At 38.2% G+C, this 16739-nt stretch carries 15 protein-coding genes and 1 pseudogene; 3 read left to right on the plus strand and 13 right to left on the minus strand.

Annotated features, from left to right (window positions below; all coding sequences use genetic code 11):
• Positions 1-337: 337 nt before the first annotated feature.
• From BS34_RS0108860 to BS34_RS0108895, 9 genes and pseudogenes are all read right to left on the minus strand, one after another.
• Positions 338-856: a prepilin-type N-terminal cleavage/methylation domain-containing protein gene (locus tag BS34_RS0108860; RefSeq protein WP_051640766.1), complete on the minus strand. Its 519-nt coding sequence runs from the start codon at positions 854-856 to the stop codon at positions 338-340.
• A gap of 894 nt (positions 857-1750) precedes the next feature.
• A complete protein-coding gene (locus tag BS34_RS0108865) occupies positions 1751-2896 on the minus strand; it encodes a sensor histidine kinase (protein ID WP_029408168.1) in 1146 nt (381 codons plus the stop codon).
• Positions 2897-3505, minus strand: a complete 609-nt coding sequence (locus BS34_RS0108870; RefSeq protein WP_029408169.1) for a response regulator — start codon at positions 3503-3505, stop codon at positions 2897-2899.
• Between the two features lie 20 nt (positions 3506-3525).
• Entirely contained in the window at positions 3526-4986 is a 1461-nt protein-coding gene (locus BS34_RS12310) for a type II secretion system protein (protein ID WP_038126330.1), read from the minus strand.
• A complete protein-coding gene (locus BS34_RS12315) occupies positions 4986-6506 on the minus strand; it encodes a type II secretion system protein (protein WP_038126332.1) in 1521 nt (506 codons plus the stop codon). Before BS34_RS12315 ends, BS34_RS12310 begins: the two co-directional genes overlap by 1 nt.
• 12 nt (positions 6507-6518) lie before the next feature.
• Positions 6519-7142, minus strand: a complete 624-nt coding sequence (locus BS34_RS0108885; RefSeq protein WP_233993179.1) for a hypothetical protein — start codon at positions 7140-7142, stop codon at positions 6519-6521.
• A 96-nt stretch (positions 7143-7238) separates the two neighbouring features.
• A pseudogene (locus BS34_RS13230) lies at positions 7239-7322 on the minus strand (type II secretion system protein); the annotation flags it as partial.
• Positions 7323-7343: 21 nt separating this feature from the next.
• The gene (locus BS34_RS0108890; RefSeq protein WP_029408171.1) at positions 7344-8315 is read right to left on the minus strand and encodes a hypothetical protein; all 972 of its coding nucleotides are present in this window, start codon (positions 8313-8315) and stop codon (positions 7344-7346) included.
• A gap of 376 nt (positions 8316-8691) precedes the next feature.
• Positions 8692-9174 (minus strand): hypothetical protein, encoded by a 483-nt coding sequence (locus BS34_RS0108895; protein ID WP_038126334.1) that lies wholly within the window; start codon positions 9172-9174, stop codon positions 8692-8694.
• Positions 9175-9299: 125 nt separating this feature from the next.
• Between BS34_RS0108895 and BS34_RS12320 the strand changes: the two genes are divergently transcribed.
• On the plus strand, positions 9300-10304 hold the full coding sequence (locus BS34_RS12320; protein ID WP_051640615.1) for an IS4 family transposase: 1005 nt from the start codon (positions 9300-9302) through the stop codon (positions 10302-10304).
• 195 nt (positions 10305-10499) lie between these two features.
• Here the strand turns inward: BS34_RS12320 and BS34_RS0108905 are convergent, their stop codons facing one another.
• Together BS34_RS0108905 and BS34_RS0108910 are read right to left on the minus strand one after the other, a co-directional pair.
• The gene (locus BS34_RS0108905) at positions 10500-11183 is read right to left on the minus strand and encodes a transposase (protein WP_158660997.1); all 684 of its coding nucleotides are present in this window, start codon (positions 11181-11183) and stop codon (positions 10500-10502) included.
• 192 nt (positions 11184-11375) lie between these two features.
• The gene (locus tag BS34_RS0108910; RefSeq protein WP_051640767.1) at positions 11376-12452 is read right to left on the minus strand and encodes a porin; all 1077 of its coding nucleotides are present in this window, start codon (positions 12450-12452) and stop codon (positions 11376-11378) included.
• 484 nt (positions 12453-12936) lie between these two features.
• Between BS34_RS0108910 and BS34_RS0108915 the strand changes: the two genes are divergently transcribed.
• Positions 12937-14094: an IS4 family transposase gene (locus tag BS34_RS0108915; RefSeq protein WP_029408175.1), complete on the plus strand. Its 1158-nt coding sequence runs from the start codon at positions 12937-12939 to the stop codon at positions 14092-14094.
• 206 nt (positions 14095-14300) lie between these two features.
• Positions 14301-15455, plus strand: a complete 1155-nt coding sequence (locus tag BS34_RS0108920) for an IS4 family transposase (RefSeq protein ID WP_051640592.1) — start codon at positions 14301-14303, stop codon at positions 15453-15455.
• A 382-nt stretch (positions 15456-15837) separates the two neighbouring features.
• On the opposite strand, the gene rpsI is transcribed toward BS34_RS0108920, so the two are convergent.
• On the minus strand, positions 15838-16230 hold the full coding sequence (rpsI, locus tag BS34_RS0108925) for a 30S ribosomal protein S9 (protein WP_029408176.1): 393 nt from the start codon (positions 16228-16230) through the stop codon (positions 15838-15840).
• Positions 16231-16245: 15 nt separating this feature from the next.
• Complete coding sequence (rplM, locus tag BS34_RS0108930) at positions 16246-16674, minus strand: 50S ribosomal protein L13 (protein WP_029408177.1); 429 nt, start codon at positions 16672-16674, stop codon at positions 16246-16248.
• Between the last annotated feature and the right edge of the window lie 65 nt (positions 16675-16739).

Here is a 16739-nt window from a genome sequence, read left to right on the forward strand (position 1 = left end):
CTAAATGGCTTCTAATAATACCAAAACCGTAAATACCTAATAACAATAAACCAAGTAAGGTATTAAACAAAGAATAATTTATTTTTTGGGTTTGCCATACTTTAAATGCGGCCAATACCACCACTATAGTAGAAGAAAACCAAAGGGCAATATTTGAAGGTACAAGCCAACCTACCCCACCCATATTGGGTTGAGAATATAGGTAGCTAAATAAAAATAACCCTATAAAATAATGATAACGTTTTTTTTTAAAGGCAGATAGCATATTCATAATTATAACCAATAAAAAAGCCCGCTAAAAAGCGGGCTTTATCACCAAGATAACTTTAATAAAGAATTAAAGCTCTCTACATACTGTTATTGGAGTACCAGCTGCATAAGCAGAAGTGGTTCTAAAAATACCTTTATTATATACACCATCATCCATTTTAGTATCCATTCCTTGAGCTACGGCACCGTCAATATTCGTAGCACATACTTCATTCTTGTTAAATGTACTACTGAAATCAACAGAGAAAGTACCATCTAATGCATGCGTTGGGTGTGTTGAAGCAGAAGCGCCTTTAACAAAACCTTGGGTTCTTAATTGATCCCAAAAAAGTTGCTCACCTGTCGCACCTGAATCAATTTTACCATCACCATCACCATCACCAGGAACTGAGCCAAGACGATCTTGATAAGCATAGTATGCCGCTTGAATACCATCAAAATCTTGGGTTACGGATTTAATTTTTGAGTTAGTAATTAATTCCTGACCCTTAAGTACACCACCTAAAAGTAAACCGATAATAACTAATACGATTGCGATTTCAACTAATGTGAAACCTTTTTGTTGTTCTAAAGTGTTAACTTGCATAAGTATCTTCCTTTTTTAAAATAAACGTTACACGTTCTGTGTAGGTTCCATAATACAGAGCCTAAAAATAAAAAAAAGAGTAAAAGTTTTTTACTCCCCCTCTTTTAACTATAAATACATGCAATTTAATTGTTTTGCTTGCAAACCCCCTAAATAAAAACCAACCATGCCATTATCCCCTCTTTTAGGGTTTTTGAATCATAAAACACCAAACCTCGTCATTCCCTAGCTTGACCTGGGAATCTTAATATGGCAAACAGAGATTATCCAGTCAAGTTGAATAATGACGTTGATTTTGAGTTACTAGCCTTTTAAGCTGGATAACGACGATGTTTTTTGTCACAGGCCTCAATCAGAATAATAACCACATTCATTTTTCTAAAGCTAACAACTAGTCCTTTACTATCCCTTTCGGGGTATGGCAATCATTAAAACATCTCAACCGGCACTCCCTGGCTTGACCAGGGAATCTTATATGGCCATAAAAGATTATCCAGTCAAGCTGGATAATGACAATGGTTTTTGAGTCACTAGCCTTTTAAACTGGATAACGACGATGTTTTTTGTCACAGGCCTCAATCAGTAAAATAACCAAATTCATTTTTCTAAAGCAAACAACCAGGCCAGGTAAACAAGAAACAATCTCACCACGTCATTCCCTGGCTTGACCAGGGAATCTGATATGGCAAACAGAGATTATCCAGTCAAGCTGGATAATGACGTTGATTTTGAGTCACTAGCCTTTTGAATTGGATAATGACGATAGTTTTTAGTTACTAGCCTTTTAAATTGAATAATGAGGAGGGTTTTGAGTCGCTAGCCTTTTAAACTGGATAATAACGTGGGCATTTTTAGCAGCTTGTCTATTAAGCATGAGCAATAGCATTTTGGTTACTAGGCATTTTGCCCAGGTAGTTGAACCAAAAAACTGAATTCTTTATTGGATTGTTCAAAGTTAATTTGCCCATTAATCTGCTTGAGTAGCTCTCTGGCTAAAAACAACCCTAAGCCCATACCGCTCTCACTGGTTGTCCAAAAGGGTTCAAATAGTCGTTCTGATACCATTTCGTTTTCTAGCCCGTAAAGCTGACCAATTATTTTTATTTGTACCTTCCCATCCACATTTGGATTGCCAATCAATATCTTTACAGGTTCTTTTGATGAGGGATGGTCACTAAAGTTACCTAATATATTTTTAAACACTTCTATTAACAGTGTCCTAGATAATTTGACATTAGAAGCACCGTGAATCTCTGCATTTAAACCATACATTGCGACCACTTCTTGCATTAAGATTCGCAGGTTTATATAACTGCGTTCATTTTTTTCAGAAAGTGGCTGTTGCATATGTTGAATGGTTTTACGAGCTCTTTTAGCCATAATTGGCAAGCTCTCAGACAATCGATCGATTAACATTATTTTGGATTGCGGTTGAGTCGCTTGCTTAACCTGCTCACTAAATAATTGAATAAACTGCGCAATATTTTTTATTTCATGTTGCACAAACATTTGATAACGTTCTAATCGTTTTTGAGAGGTTAATATCTCGGCCTCTTTAAGCACTAAATCTTGCTCTAAGATATTTAAAAAGGTTTTAATTACTAAATTAGACAGACTTTCTGGCTCAGCCGCTCTTCGGCTTAAAAACAGGTCGCCTTGAAAACTCATATCGTCACGTGAAACGTCAAAACTAACCTTTCGCCCCTTTTTGGCATTTTGCCCACCTCGTAAAACCTGGCGAACCTCTCCAAACCATTCCACATTAGCTTGTAACTGCAAGCACCCCGCGCATTCCAAAATTGACCAGGCCTGGTTGAAAAAACTCAAAGCATCTTGTTCAACTTCTTGATTAAGGGAATATAATTGAGAAAGTGCGTAACCAAGACGCTTAGATTTATATCTTAAATAATAAACAAAGCCAATCATTAAAATACCAAGGATTACTAATATTAGCCAACCCCAATGCAGAAGTACTAATTTAATGTCTTCCGATACAAACTCGGTTAAATCAAGACTCTCTTTTAAGGTAATAAAATCCACTTAGCGCTGTAAACCGTATTTTTTAATTAAGTAGTAAACATTTTCACGCTTTAGACCTAACCTTCTGGCCGCTTCATGAACATTAAATTGCGTGTCAGCTAATACCTGCCTGATCAATTTTTCTTCAGCCTGATTGCGAATGGCTTTAACACCATCGCCCAAGGTAACCTCTACTTGTAGCTGCTGAACGCCCTCGTCTTGTTTAAGCTTAGACGCTTGCTCATAAAACAAACAAGCTCGCTTAACGGCACTTAAAAGCAGCTCCGATGAAATGGGTTTTTCTAAAAAATCAAACGCACCATTTTTTAAAGCTAAATAAGAGGTTGCTTGTGCATCTTGCCCAGTTAAAACCAATACCTTAGCTAAAGATTGTCTAGACTTTAACCAGTCTAAAACCGCTAAACCTTCTTGAGGCGAAAATTCATGAGGCGGCATACCCATATCAAGCACAACCACTTGATACTCTGCACTCGATAAGGCTTTTATTGCCTCAACTCTAGAACCCGCCTCTACAACCTTATAACCAGCCAATTCCAAAGAAAAACCCAGCATACTGCGTAATGCTGGGTCGTCGTCAATAAGTAAAATTTTGTGATGGATATCAGACATAAAAGTCAACTGTAATCAAATTATGGGCAAGCATCTGTACCACTTCCACCCCACTGACAATATTGTCTATTCCCATAGCTATCATCAGCAAAAATAACGTACTCAATGTTTGTAATGTTTGTGGATAAATAAGAAGATGAAGTTGTCCATGCTGTTGCACTGGCAAAATTTTCTAACACTAAGATATCGGTTCCTGAACCACCATCGATTATTTCTTTAATATTTCCTGATGTAGAATCCGCTGTATTACCCACCCATAAAACATCGTTATCAGACCCCAAATTAAGAGTTGAACCGGAATTAATATTACCTTGTATCCAAATTTTATCGTTACCACTACCAGCATCAAGAACATTAGTTAAATCTGTACCCAAAACAAATTGATCATCACCACTTCCTAATGAAACTGTACCTAATGCAGAACCAACAATATAAACAGCATCATCCCCATTACCCGCATCTAAGGTTGCGCCAGAATTTAAATTATTACCTATCGCAATATAATCATCTCCATTTTGAAGATCTAAATCTGCAGAAACATCACGATTAACCAAAATCACGTCTGGACTATTACTATTTGACGTAGGGACATTACCGGCATCAATTTCAGCCTGTGTAACATCAAATATTTCCACCGTTGGAGTCAACCCACTTGTTGAGCTTGACGAAGTATAACTATTCCAAGCAATAACACCTGATAGCAATTTAGATTTAACCTCATAACCACTAATACTGGTAATGACATCATCAAAAAAAGCACCCTCTGCTACTGACAAAGTTTTTTGGTGATAATAAGCATCGGTATCACAATTTTCAGCATTAGCACCCGTAGCAGAACCACAAGATGCTAAGGTGGTTGCACCATCTTCGTTATAAGCAACCAGTACCACCGCTGCTGAGTCACTTTCTAGATTAGAATCGGATGGCGTACCAGAACAAGAAGTTGCACTATCATTACAGATGTAATAATTCCCTGTCCCTCTATCTGCAGCAAATGGAGGGGTATCTGTTGCCGTAAACCAAAATATCCCCATTGACGAACCCGAATTACAAAACATACTTGCCGCACTTGTCTTATCACAAATGAGGTTTGCATTAGTGGTGTCAGTGTTTACCGCATAACGAATTGCATTGCTCCAACCATCATTTGCATCAGATTCTTGTAAACCTAAATCAAGATAAGGCACGCCACCTAAATTTGCTGTACATCGTTCAACAGAACCTAACGTACCTGTTTGCGTAGTTCTATTTTCAAAACCATCACCATCCGTATCTGGACACGGTAAAAACTTGTTAATGACACCAAAGTTAAGCGTTTGCTTTTTAATAAATGCTAAATTATTTTGGCTCTCTTTAGTATTGGATGAATGTTGAAAAGAACTAATACCCGTTAGCCCCCCGGTAAAAACTAGACCTAGAATCCCAAGAACAATGACCAATTCAATTAAAGAAAAGCCTTGCTGTTTTCTAACTAACACCATCACTCTAATCCCTCAGACTCTGTCACACCTGCGATGGGTGAAACACTTGGAAAGCTGGGGATTTCAGGTGGAGTGTCATACAAAGTTAATTGGATATTAGAAAAATCAACCACTTCATCCGTACCAGTTGTAGAAACTGTAAAATCTACAGAAACCTCTCCATTAGAGTCTAAGTCAACAACGTAATCCCACGAATCTTCCCAATAAACCATGTTCTTATAACTACCACTGTCAGCAGGATCATAAAACAAATTTGTTCCATCTATACTAGTCGCATCAGCCGAATCATACTTAATCGTTTCAAGCTTATCACCATTAGCGTATATTCCAGCATTATCTGCATAGGTTGTATCCGAAGCATTGTTTGGCTGATCCCACGTTCCTCTTGATAGGGTATCTAATTCAAGTACAACCTTTTTACCAGCGTGGCTTGAGCCAAAATCAAAGTTTTGTGTATAAACATCCGTTGTTACATTGGTACTTCTAGAATTATTATCACCTACTGCGCCGATTGCAGTTCCATCACCTGCATTAATTATATTTTGACCCGTTTTTATTGTGGGACCGCTCGAACTACCTCCACTAGCAACTTCAACAGCCTCATCCTCATGTCGAGTTTTAATTTCATTAGCCGATATCCCTAAAATTAAATCATCGTAATACGGAGCTTCTGAGTAACTGTCATTAACAAAATCCTTATCACCATCTTGGTTCTCTGCTTCAGAGGCATCTAAACCCGAGGTAACTTGTCCATTTTCATTTAGCGCTAGCAACACAGCAACTAACCCTTCCGACTCCACCGTTGAACATGCTGAATCTGCACATATTCTTAGGTTATTTGCTCCCAACGCACCTTTTAAAGGCTCTGTAGTTAAATCAAAGGCAGGTAAAACGGAACCAGGAAAAATTTTTCCTGCGGGCAAAACTGGCTTAGAATCTCCATTAAAAAAGCAAGCGGTTGCTGCTGGGCAACGCAACATTTCGTCTGCAACCGTCACGCCTTGATCTACAGCGTAAACAAATAAATTACCCCAGCTATCTTGTACATCAGATTTACTTAAGCCAATCGCATCATAAGGAACCGTACCGCTATTAGCTGTACAAGTAGAAACATCAATATTAGGAATCGCCGGTTGAGCCCCCGTGGATGGAATAGCGGGAATAGTTGGTGCCGTCGTTGTTTTTGGAACCGCTGGTGTAGCCGGTGTGGCAGGTATGGCTGGTATCTTTCCCTTAGCCGTCGTTCTAAAGTCAGCTCCCGTTCCATTGGTATCAGGACAAGGCATATACTTATTAACTTCTGCAAACTTTAAAATTGCTTTTTTAGCCACTTTTAGCTTCTGCTGACTCTCTTGCCATTTTGCATGAGTTGCCTGTTCAGAATAAACCAATACAGAACCTGCACCAAGCACCCCCACGATTCCTAAAACAATCGTTAACTCTAATAAAGAAAAGCCTTTTACTTTATTGTTTGATTGTGAAGTAATATATTTTTTGTTTTTTCGACACTTACCAGGCATGGGAACCTCCTTTTACTTAAGTCCGCGATCAGATCTTAACAAGGCATACTTAACATCATAGCCTGTTATCCATACCATTTGATCATCAAACTCTTGACCGCTAACATTACTGCCACTAGCCTGCCAAAAATAATTATCGTCATCAGCGTTTTCTTCTTCAGCCGCGTCTAACAAAGCAACAGCCGTAGACCCTGATGCTACTTTAGCCCACGTATCTGTCCCATTTTTACCAAAACTGACTACAATAGCGATGGCTTTCAATTCGATAACATCAGCATCTGCAGTGGAAGAAGTACAAGAAGTTATAACGTCTTCTCCACATACTGAAATATTACCAGCTCCACTTGTTAAACCAACTGGTTTAGTTAGAGTGTTAAAAACCGGAGCGGCGGTATTATTAAAAAAGGATGCAGATTCTGCTGGTAAATCTATCTGCTGAACACCAGAGACATCTGCTCTTTCATTAATCGTATAATGCAATGGTTGATCCCAAGCATCATTGGAATCAACACCTAGCATCTGATAAGGCAAGAAACCATTTTTATCATTGCATACGTTCCCAGTTCTGTTTTCAACGCCATCAGGAGTAGCATCTGAATCCGGACAAGGTAAGTAACCATTTGACTGGGCAAACATCAGTAAAGACGTTCTTACATTGTCTAAAAGTTGTTTATTCTCGGCATACCTATCAAAATCATGTGTCGCCTTAACACCTAAAGTAATGGTGTAAGACAGGAAGGCAACAATGGCAAGCGCAATAGAGACCTCTAAGAGAGTAAAACCTTTATAAACTTTATAATGTTTATTAAACTTCATAAACTTTTTCGTCCTACAATTCTATGGGCATATTATTGATCGCCAATTTTGACCAGTAATATTCTCTTCAGCTATTACAGTAGTGTTTGGACAAGTTGCAGGAAATGGACTGTCAGTAAAAGGCGGAATATTTGCCCCTGTATATTTGCACTCGTTAAACCAACTGATGTCAGTGTCCGCCAAGTCAACACATAAGTCTGGAATACCATCCTCTGGGGCTTTATCGATAGTAACTCTAGAAAGAATAGCACTTTGCCATTCAGAACGAGTAATCGCAATCACATAATCATTAAAAACAGAACTGCCTGCACCCACAGACCTAAAATCAATAGTATAACCTTCAGACACTGTTGGTTGTTCCAAATAATTTGAATAAACATTACTTGGTCTTGTTTGTCCGCTTAGGGGTTCACCTGAATAAAAAAGCACCATAACGATATCTTCCTTGCCATCTAAGGTCATTGGAAAGACATCACTAGAACCTGCATCTTTCATTACATTTGCAATATTTATATTTAAAGTCGAATATCTTTGAGATATTGATGTTGCAAAACGAGCACTAGAATTAACAAATCTAGAATCTACAGCATACCAAAACTTACTATTATCCAACTTTGAATCTAAAAAAGTAAAGTACCTAGTTCCAATCTTATAAGGTACTTTACCTAAAACAAATAATCGATTTATCCCCGCTCCATCCACATCACAACTTGTATCAGAATTCCCATCGCCATCAACGTCAGGACACGGAAAATAACCTGGCCCAGGAATATTGGTTGCATCAGAATATATTTCCGGATGCAAAACAGCGTAAGCTAACATTCTGTCTTTAATTCTATTTAATTCCGCAATATTTTTATCCTCATGCGAAATTGACATCGTATTCGAACGTAAATTACCCAAAGTACCAAACCAAACCGCCGCTCCAAGCACAAGCGCGAGCATACCCATTAGGATAATAAAGCCTTGTTGTTTTTCTTTACCTGTATGCATTGTTTAACAGCCTAATTTAATCTAATACTTATTTTGAGAGGGTTATGTACAAGCCAGAAGATAATAAATAAAGTCAAAAGTAAAATACAAAAAACTAAATTAACATTAATACCAATTAACCCTATATATCCAAACTTATTTTATGACACATTTACACAAGTCGATTACAGAACAAAATTGTGGTGAAAATTGCCTTATTCAAGCAGCAAACAATGATAACAACTAGCCATCAACAAGTTTTAAAAAACAATCAGACAGTGTTAACTAAATTTATTCGTACAACCATCTCAAACAAAATTTCATTTATATCTTTAATTATAAAAGAAATTCACTTAATACATGAAATTTATATTTAATGGCTTCATAAAAATGTGTTTTACCACAACAAGTTACCTAATTCATTTTGCTCTAACACCCAATCCTGAAATGCAGGCGGACCATACGCTAAGGTTAAAGGATTTTTCTGTATTTCTTTAGAGTCTGGATCTTGTTGTTGATACACCAGTGGTCGCATATTTTTCTCAGCGTAATTCATTAACCATTTTAAAGTTTTTTGCGGTATCTCTCGCCCAACTGGCACCGCCACATCAACAGGCAAACCCTGCCAAAAAAAAGCAGAATCAATCACCAAAGCACCCGACTTATCAGGCCTAAAATTACCCGGCAGTTTTGAACCCTCTTTAACCCAAGCACACTCAAAGGTTTGACAAGGATTAACAGGCCTGTTCAAATAATCATCACAACCCGAACCTGTACTATGAGGGCAAGGCTTACCAGGGTATGCTTCACAACCCTTAACCTTTATTTGCACCCAACCATCACAACAAGCCGTACAAGGCTGGCATTCTCTCTTTTTCATCATTCTCCCTAAAAGGGGTCAGTACCACTGCTGTCCCACTTAGCTAAAATGAAAAAGCCTGAATCCATACAGATTGTTACAATGTAAGTACCACCAAACATATGTAATAACAGAGGATTCAGACTATGAGCTTTCATAATACAGTATTATCACAAGTCTTAAAAATGTTTCCGAGACTTGAATTTGAAAAGCTTTCAAGCATTCATGATGGGAAAAGACGAAGTGACGCTTTAAGTCGCTGGTCTCAATTTGCAGCCTTGGCGATTGGCCAGATAGGTGCACGCCATAGCCTTCGAGATATTGAAGCCACAATAGAGTCACAACCCCAACAGCAATATCATTTAGGCAGCCAAAAAATAAAACGCACGACATTCAGTCGAGCCAATGAAAAGCTAGATTATCAGTTCTATTCTGACTTGTTTTCTAAGCTTTACAAACAATGCTCTCAGCACTCACCAAAACATAATTTCAGATTCAAATCAAAGCTATTCTCGTTGGATGGTTCTCTTATTGATCTTTCCATGAAGCTTTTTCCATGGGCGGATTACAATAAGAAAAAATCAGCCATGAAACTGCATATTGGACTTGATCATGATGGCCTTATCCCAGCTTTTGCATCCTTAACAGGAGCCAAAGAGTCTGAAATGAAACAAGTTGATTTATGGAAGTTTCCAAAGGGAAGTGTACTCGTTTTTGACAAAGGTTATAACAACTTCAGCTGGCACAAAGCCTTGAGTTCAAAAGGGTTGGTATGGGTAACAAGAATCCGAGGCAATGCAAAGTATAAAGTTGTAAAAACGTTACCGACGACAAAAAACTTAAACATTATTTCTGATCAGATCATTGAATACACTGGACAGAAATCCCTTAGAGAAAACTTACCCGCTATTCGCTTAGTGAATTATTACGACCCCGTCACGCAAAAAGATTATCAGTTTATTACCAATCAAATGAACTGGTCAGCTCAGACAATTGCAGATATATATAAAGAGCGTTGGCAGGTAGAACTCTTCTTTAAATGGATCAAACAAAATCTAAAAATCAAAGCTTTTTTAGGTAACTCTAAAAATGCGGTAATGACTCAAATTCATGGCCGCATTATGTGTTTATTTGATTATCGCTTTTCTTAAGTTTCAATCAGGATCGAAAAAGAGTTTTCAGCAGATTTTAAGATTACTACAAATGAATCTATTTATTAGAAGGCCGTTAATAGAACTTTTGAAGCCACCACCTAATGTAGAAAACTTGAGGCCCCAAATGAGTTTAGGCTTGGTGAGAAATTAAGTGGGACAGCAGTGGGTCAGTACCCTTATTGCCTTTAACAATCAATTATCATCAATTACATCTTTTGTAACTTTAGGTCGCCCACGACTTGCATACCCAACCTTAACACCTAACAAAACCTCAACTTGTTCCCTAAAACCTTTACCTCCTAATGGAGTTCCAGTTTGCACAGCATTACGAATTTCATCAACTAGCTGACTTTCTATATTTTCCTTAAACCCTTCACTATAGACATCAGCCTGCTGCTGTCTTGTTTCACCTAATTCTGTTATAACGGGATGCAAAGTTATTATAGAACTAGGCTCAGCCAATGCGTTGGTTCGATAACTTGACCATTCATAATCCTCAGGATGAGTCACCATGTCTGCCCTAACTGGATTGATTTCTATATACTGATAACAACGCAATAAATATTTATCTGTATTAATTAAACTCGATTTAAAGCGTCCCTCCCAAAGAGTACCCGTCTTGTCGTATTTATGATTGAAATAAGGCACATATTTTCTACCTAAATACTGCATAAATTTAGATAAATTTTCAGGGACAGCACTACTAATTAACCAATGAACATGATTATCCATTAGAACATAAGCATGTATTAAAACCTGCAAAGACTGTGAGGCTTCTTTAGCGATTTCTAAATAAGCGGACTTATCTGCATCATCAACAAATATAGCTTTTCTGTCATTCCCTCTAACAATCGCGTGGATAGGAATATCAGGCAAAAAAAACCTTGGCTTTCTGGGCACAATCACAACCTTAACTTTATTAACTCTTTCATTATACCCCATTAGGATATTTAAACAATTAAAGGGTACTGACCCCTTTAAGGGGATATAAAAAAACCCCGCCTATTTATTTAAATAGACGGGGTTTTGATACAAAGTTTAATCAAACTGTCTTACGACAGCGGTTGATTAGAACTTGTGAACCATACCAACAGATAATGCACTAACTGAATCCGGAGTTCCGCCAGTAGTATCACCTTTGCTATTTGTAAAAGCAGCTGTTTGCATATCTTTATCAGAGTTTGCATATTCTACGTATGCAGTAGTTTTCTTACCTAATGCATAGTTAAGACCTAGAGCATAAGCTGAACCATCTTGATATGAAGATGTTTTGAAGTCAGTTGTAGAGTACTTAACTTTAGGCATGAATTTACCCATTTTGTAGCCAAGACCGACTTGAATATTAGTACCTTCTTTACCGTCAGCAGTTTTAGCATTGAAATCTTGCCAAATACCCGTAGCAATTAAACCACCAGTAGCATATTGCGCAGAAAGACGAGTATGATCCCATTCCTGTGTAGCACTTCCCATGTAAGTATTATCAGCGTGATCAACTGCAGCCGCTAAGTATAGACCTTTTTTCTTTGAACCATACATTGCAGCAGCTGAGTAAGCGTTAGACAAATTTGAGTCAGAAGTACCGTCTTCTGCACCAACACCAGCAACAACTAATTTAATACCTGCAAAAGAAGGAGAGACATAAGCAACAACATCGTCAAAACGGTTTTCACCAGCTTTACCCTTAGCACCTAGCTTACCAGTCATTGTTGTTTTAGCGATATCCGCATAAGTTGAATCACCAAATAAATCTTTTGGCTTAGACATTTTAAATGGAGAATCATGACGACCTACTAAAACTGTACCAAAACCACCAGCTAAACCAACATAAGCGTTACGACCAGAGAAAGTTGAATCAGAACCTTTACCTAAAGAATCACCAACTTTTACACCGAATTCCATTTTATAAACAGCTTTCAGTCCGTTACCTAGGTCTTCAGAACCTTTAATACCAAAACGTGAATCACGATCAGTAGTTTTCATACCTTCTGGCTGTAGTTTATTTGCAGAAGTATCTACAACTGTCTGATCACCAGAAAGTGAGTCAATAGCAACGTTAATTTGACCGTAAACAACTGGAGCGTCAGCCATAGCAACTGGAGCAGCGATAGCAGAAGCAACTGCTAGAGCGATAATATTCTTTTTCATTTGAAAATCCTTAAATTAGTTAAAACTGCCTACGCTTTGCAGGCTTGAGATGCACTATATGGAATAAAAGTTTTATGCGCAACCCCAAGTTATAAAAAAAACCACAAAGATTTACTGTGTTGTTTTTTTGCAACATTCATAGCTTTAAAAACTGATTAACCACGAAGACACGAAGGCACGAAGGCACGAAGGCACGAAGACACGAAGGCACGAAGGCACGAAGTTTTTAAGTTACCAGGCTCGCCTCTTGTTTATTCTTTATTGCTAGACTTGACTCGACAATCTTGATTTGCTGCATAAGATTCCCTGGTCAAGCCAGGGAATGACGTGGTGAATTCAATTCCAAAGTGCAACACTTAAAATATAGCTTAAAGGGGTCGGTACCACTGCTGTCCCACTTAGCTAAAATGAAAAAGCCTGAATCCATACAGATTGTTACAATGTAAGTACCACCAAACATATGTAATAACAGAGGATTCAGACTATGAGCTTTCATAATACAGTATTATCACAAGTCTTAAAAATGTTTCCGAGACTTGAATTTGAAAAGCTTTCAAGCATTCATGATGGGAAAAGACGAAGTGACGCTTTAAGTCGCTGGTCTCAATTTGCAGCCTTGGCGATTGGCCAGATAGGTGCACGCCATAGCCTTCGAGATATTGAAGCCACAATAGAGTCACAACCCCAACAGCAATATCATTTAGGCAGCCAAAAAATAAAACGCACGACATTCAGTCGAGCCAATGAAAAGCTAGATTATCAGTTCTATTCTGACTTGTTTTCTAAGCTTTACAAACAATGCTCTCAGCACTCACCAAAACATAATTTCAGATTCAAATCAAAGCTATTCTCGTTGGATGGTTCTCTTATTGATCTTTCCATGAAGCTTTTTCCATGGGCGGATTACAATAAGAAAAAATCAGCCATGAAACTGCATATTGGACTTGATCATGATGGCCTTATCCCAGCTTTTGCATCCTTAACAGGAGCCAAAGAGTCTGAAATGAAACAAGTTGATTTATGGAAGTTTCCAAAGGGAAGTGTACTCGTTTTTGACAAAGGTTATAACAACTTCAGCTGGCACAAAGCCTTGAGTTCAAAAGGGTTGGTATGGGTAACAAGAATCCGAGGCAATGCAAAGTATAAAGTTGTAAAAACGTTACCGACGACAAAAAACTTAAACATTATTTCTGATCAGATCATTGAATACACTGGACAGAAATCCCTTAGAGAAAACTTACCCGCTATTCGCTTAGTGAATTATTACGACCCCGTCACGCAAAAAGATTATCAGTTTATTACCAATCAAATGAACTGGTCAGCTCAGACAATTGCAGATATATATAAAGAGCGTTGGCAGGTAGAACTCTTCTTTAAATGGATCAAACAAAATCTAAAAATCAAAGCTTTTTTAGGTAACTCTAAAAATGCGGTAATGACTCAAATCATGGCCGCATTATGTGTTTATTTGATTATCGCTTTTCTTAAGTTTCAATCAGGATCGAAAAAGAGTTTTCAGCAGATTTTAAGATTACTACAAATGAATCTATTTATTAGAAGGCCGTTAATAGAACTTTTGAAGCCACCACCTAATGTAGAAAACTTGAGGCCCCAAATGAGTTTAGGCTTGGTGAGAAATTAAGTGGGACAGCAGTGGGTCGGTACCCTTTTAGTCTTAATTCAGCGTATTTACTTATAAACATACAAAGCAAAGTAGGTTTTAATTATTACCAGGCCTGGCACTAGTGTCCGGAATAAATATTAAAAGCCTTGACAAAAAAGCCGTAACTCCTAGGATAGAAGTATTTCCACCACGAAATAGACTTCAAAAACAATGAGATTACGGCTATGTTTAACTCTACCCGATTTGCCCAATTTTTAAAACCCATTCGTACCACTTTTCAATCACTTGTTCATCAATATCAAACCGATAAACACGCCAAAGGGTTTAGTAGCTGGAATCAATTAGTCGCGATGATGTACGCACAACTTAGTGGCACTAAATCATTACGCCAGTTGGTTGAAGGGTTTAACGCCCAATCCTCTCACCACTACCACTTAGGCGTAAAAGAGCTGAAACGCAGCACATTATCTGAAGCAAACCGTAAACGCTCTGCTGATGTCTACCAAGCACTTTGCCAACAACTCATGGCTGGTGTGAATCGACAATTACGAAAAGAACTCCACGCTTTTACCTATCTAATAGACTCTTCTCCAATTCAACTGCTCGGTAAAGGTTTTGACTGGGCAGTACAAGGTTCTCGAGTCACAGGCTTTAAGCTGCATATGCAACTAGAACTATCCAACCAAGTCCCTGTTTGTTTTGAAATCACACAGGCCAATATTCCTGATATTACTCAAGCACGAGAGTGGAATTTAGAACCAGGTTCAACCTATGTGATGGATAAAGGGTACTTAGACTACCTCTGGTGGAAAAAGCTCAATGACCAAAAAATCAAGCTGGTCTGTCGTTTGAAAAAAAGAGCGGCAATTACCGTCATACAATCCTACGAACTCGATGAAAAAGCCCCTCATATTCTTGAAGACCAATGCATTGAGTTTAGTGGTTCAAGCCAGAAAAAACGTCTTGGTCAATTCCAGATGCGCCGTGTTGTTGTCAAACGTGACGATAATAAAGGTGAATTGGTATTGATTACCAATGACTTCGAGCGTTCAGCTCAAGAGATTGCCCATCTATACAAGCAACGCTGGCAAATTGAATTATTTTTTAAATGGATTAAACAACACCTCAAAATCAAAAGCTTCATTGGCCAAAACAGTAATGCTGTTCGTATCCAAGTGCTATCAGCCCTTATTGTGTATCTATTGATTAAGCTTGAACAGATGAAAAATAAGTCAGCAGAACCGTTGAGAGTAACGTTTTGGCGGCTTGCTCATGGGTTGTTTGAAAGACCTATTCAGCAGAGTGAATACTTTAGGCGAAAACAACAACGGGAAGAGTTTAAGAAATACCAACTTCCGCTATGGGAGGCTGGTATATGAATTGTGGTACTGAAATATTATTCCGGACACTAGTGCCAGGCCTGGTGTTTTGTTGATCATTAGATTCTTAATACCTTTTAATTATGTAAATAGACTTTGACCATGGATTGCTTCACTTTGCTCGCAATGACTGTTTTAATCTGTGTTTTTTTTGCAGAAGACATACGAGATGACAAATAAAAGACAAAAGCTCTAACTAAATGACATATAGAGCTATGACTAATCAAACTAAAACCACATCCAGCAAGGCCTCATTCCTTATCGCTTGAAAATCTTCGTGCCTTCGTGTCTTCATGGTCAATCAAAAATTCAAGCTATAAAAAAACCCGCAGAAGAAATTCTCGTGCGGGTTTTTTTGTTTTCAAATTGTAATATATAAATATTAACGTTTTGAGAACTGTGGACGACGACGTGCTTTGCGTAGACCAACTTTTTTACGCTCAACTTGGCGAGCATCACGAGTTAGTAACCCACGTTCACGAAGTGCTGAACGGTTACCCTCTTCATATGCAACTAGTGCACGAGAAAGTCCGTGACGTACTGCGCCAGCTTGACCCGTTGTACCACCACCTGCAACAGTGATGTTTGCATCAAACTGTTCTAGGCTAGCCGTTGCTTCTAGAGGCTGGTTAATTACCATTAAGTCTGTTTCACGAGCAAAGTACTCGTTAATATCACGACCGTTTACTGTCATCTTACCTGAACCCGCTTTTAGGAATACGCGAGCTACTGAGCTTTTACGACGACCTGTTCCGTAGTATTGTTCTGTTGCCATTTTAATATTCCTTTATTACACGTCTAGAGTAGTTGGTTGCTGAGCAGTATGTGGATGATCAGTTCCAGCATATACTTTTAGCTTTTTAAACATTGCACGACCTAATGGTCCTTTTGGCAACATTCCTTTAACAGCAAACTCTAATGGGCGACCAGGAGCTTTTTCATTTAACTTTTCAAAGTTAGTTGATTTTAAGCTACCAATATAACCCGTATGGTGGTGATACATTTTGTCTGTACGCTTTTTACCTGTGACCGCTACTTTCTCAGCATTGATAACAACAATATAGTCACCACAATCTGCATGCGGAGTATATTCAGGCTTGTGCTTTCCACGTAAACGTAGAGCGATTTCTGCAGCTAAACGACCCATAGTCTTGTTTTCTGCATCTACAATATACCAGTCGCGTTTAATTTCAGCTGGTTTTGCAACAAATGTTTTCATAATTTGTTCCTAAGTTTCATGAGGTCAAATTTATTAACCTCTAAATAATCCAAATCCAAGATTTG

It is taken from the genome of Thiomicrorhabdus sp. Milos-T2 (genome assembly GCF_000702325.1).
In the GTDB taxonomy this organism is placed as follows: domain Bacteria; phylum Pseudomonadota; class Gammaproteobacteria; order Thiomicrospirales; family Thiomicrospiraceae; genus Thiomicrorhabdus.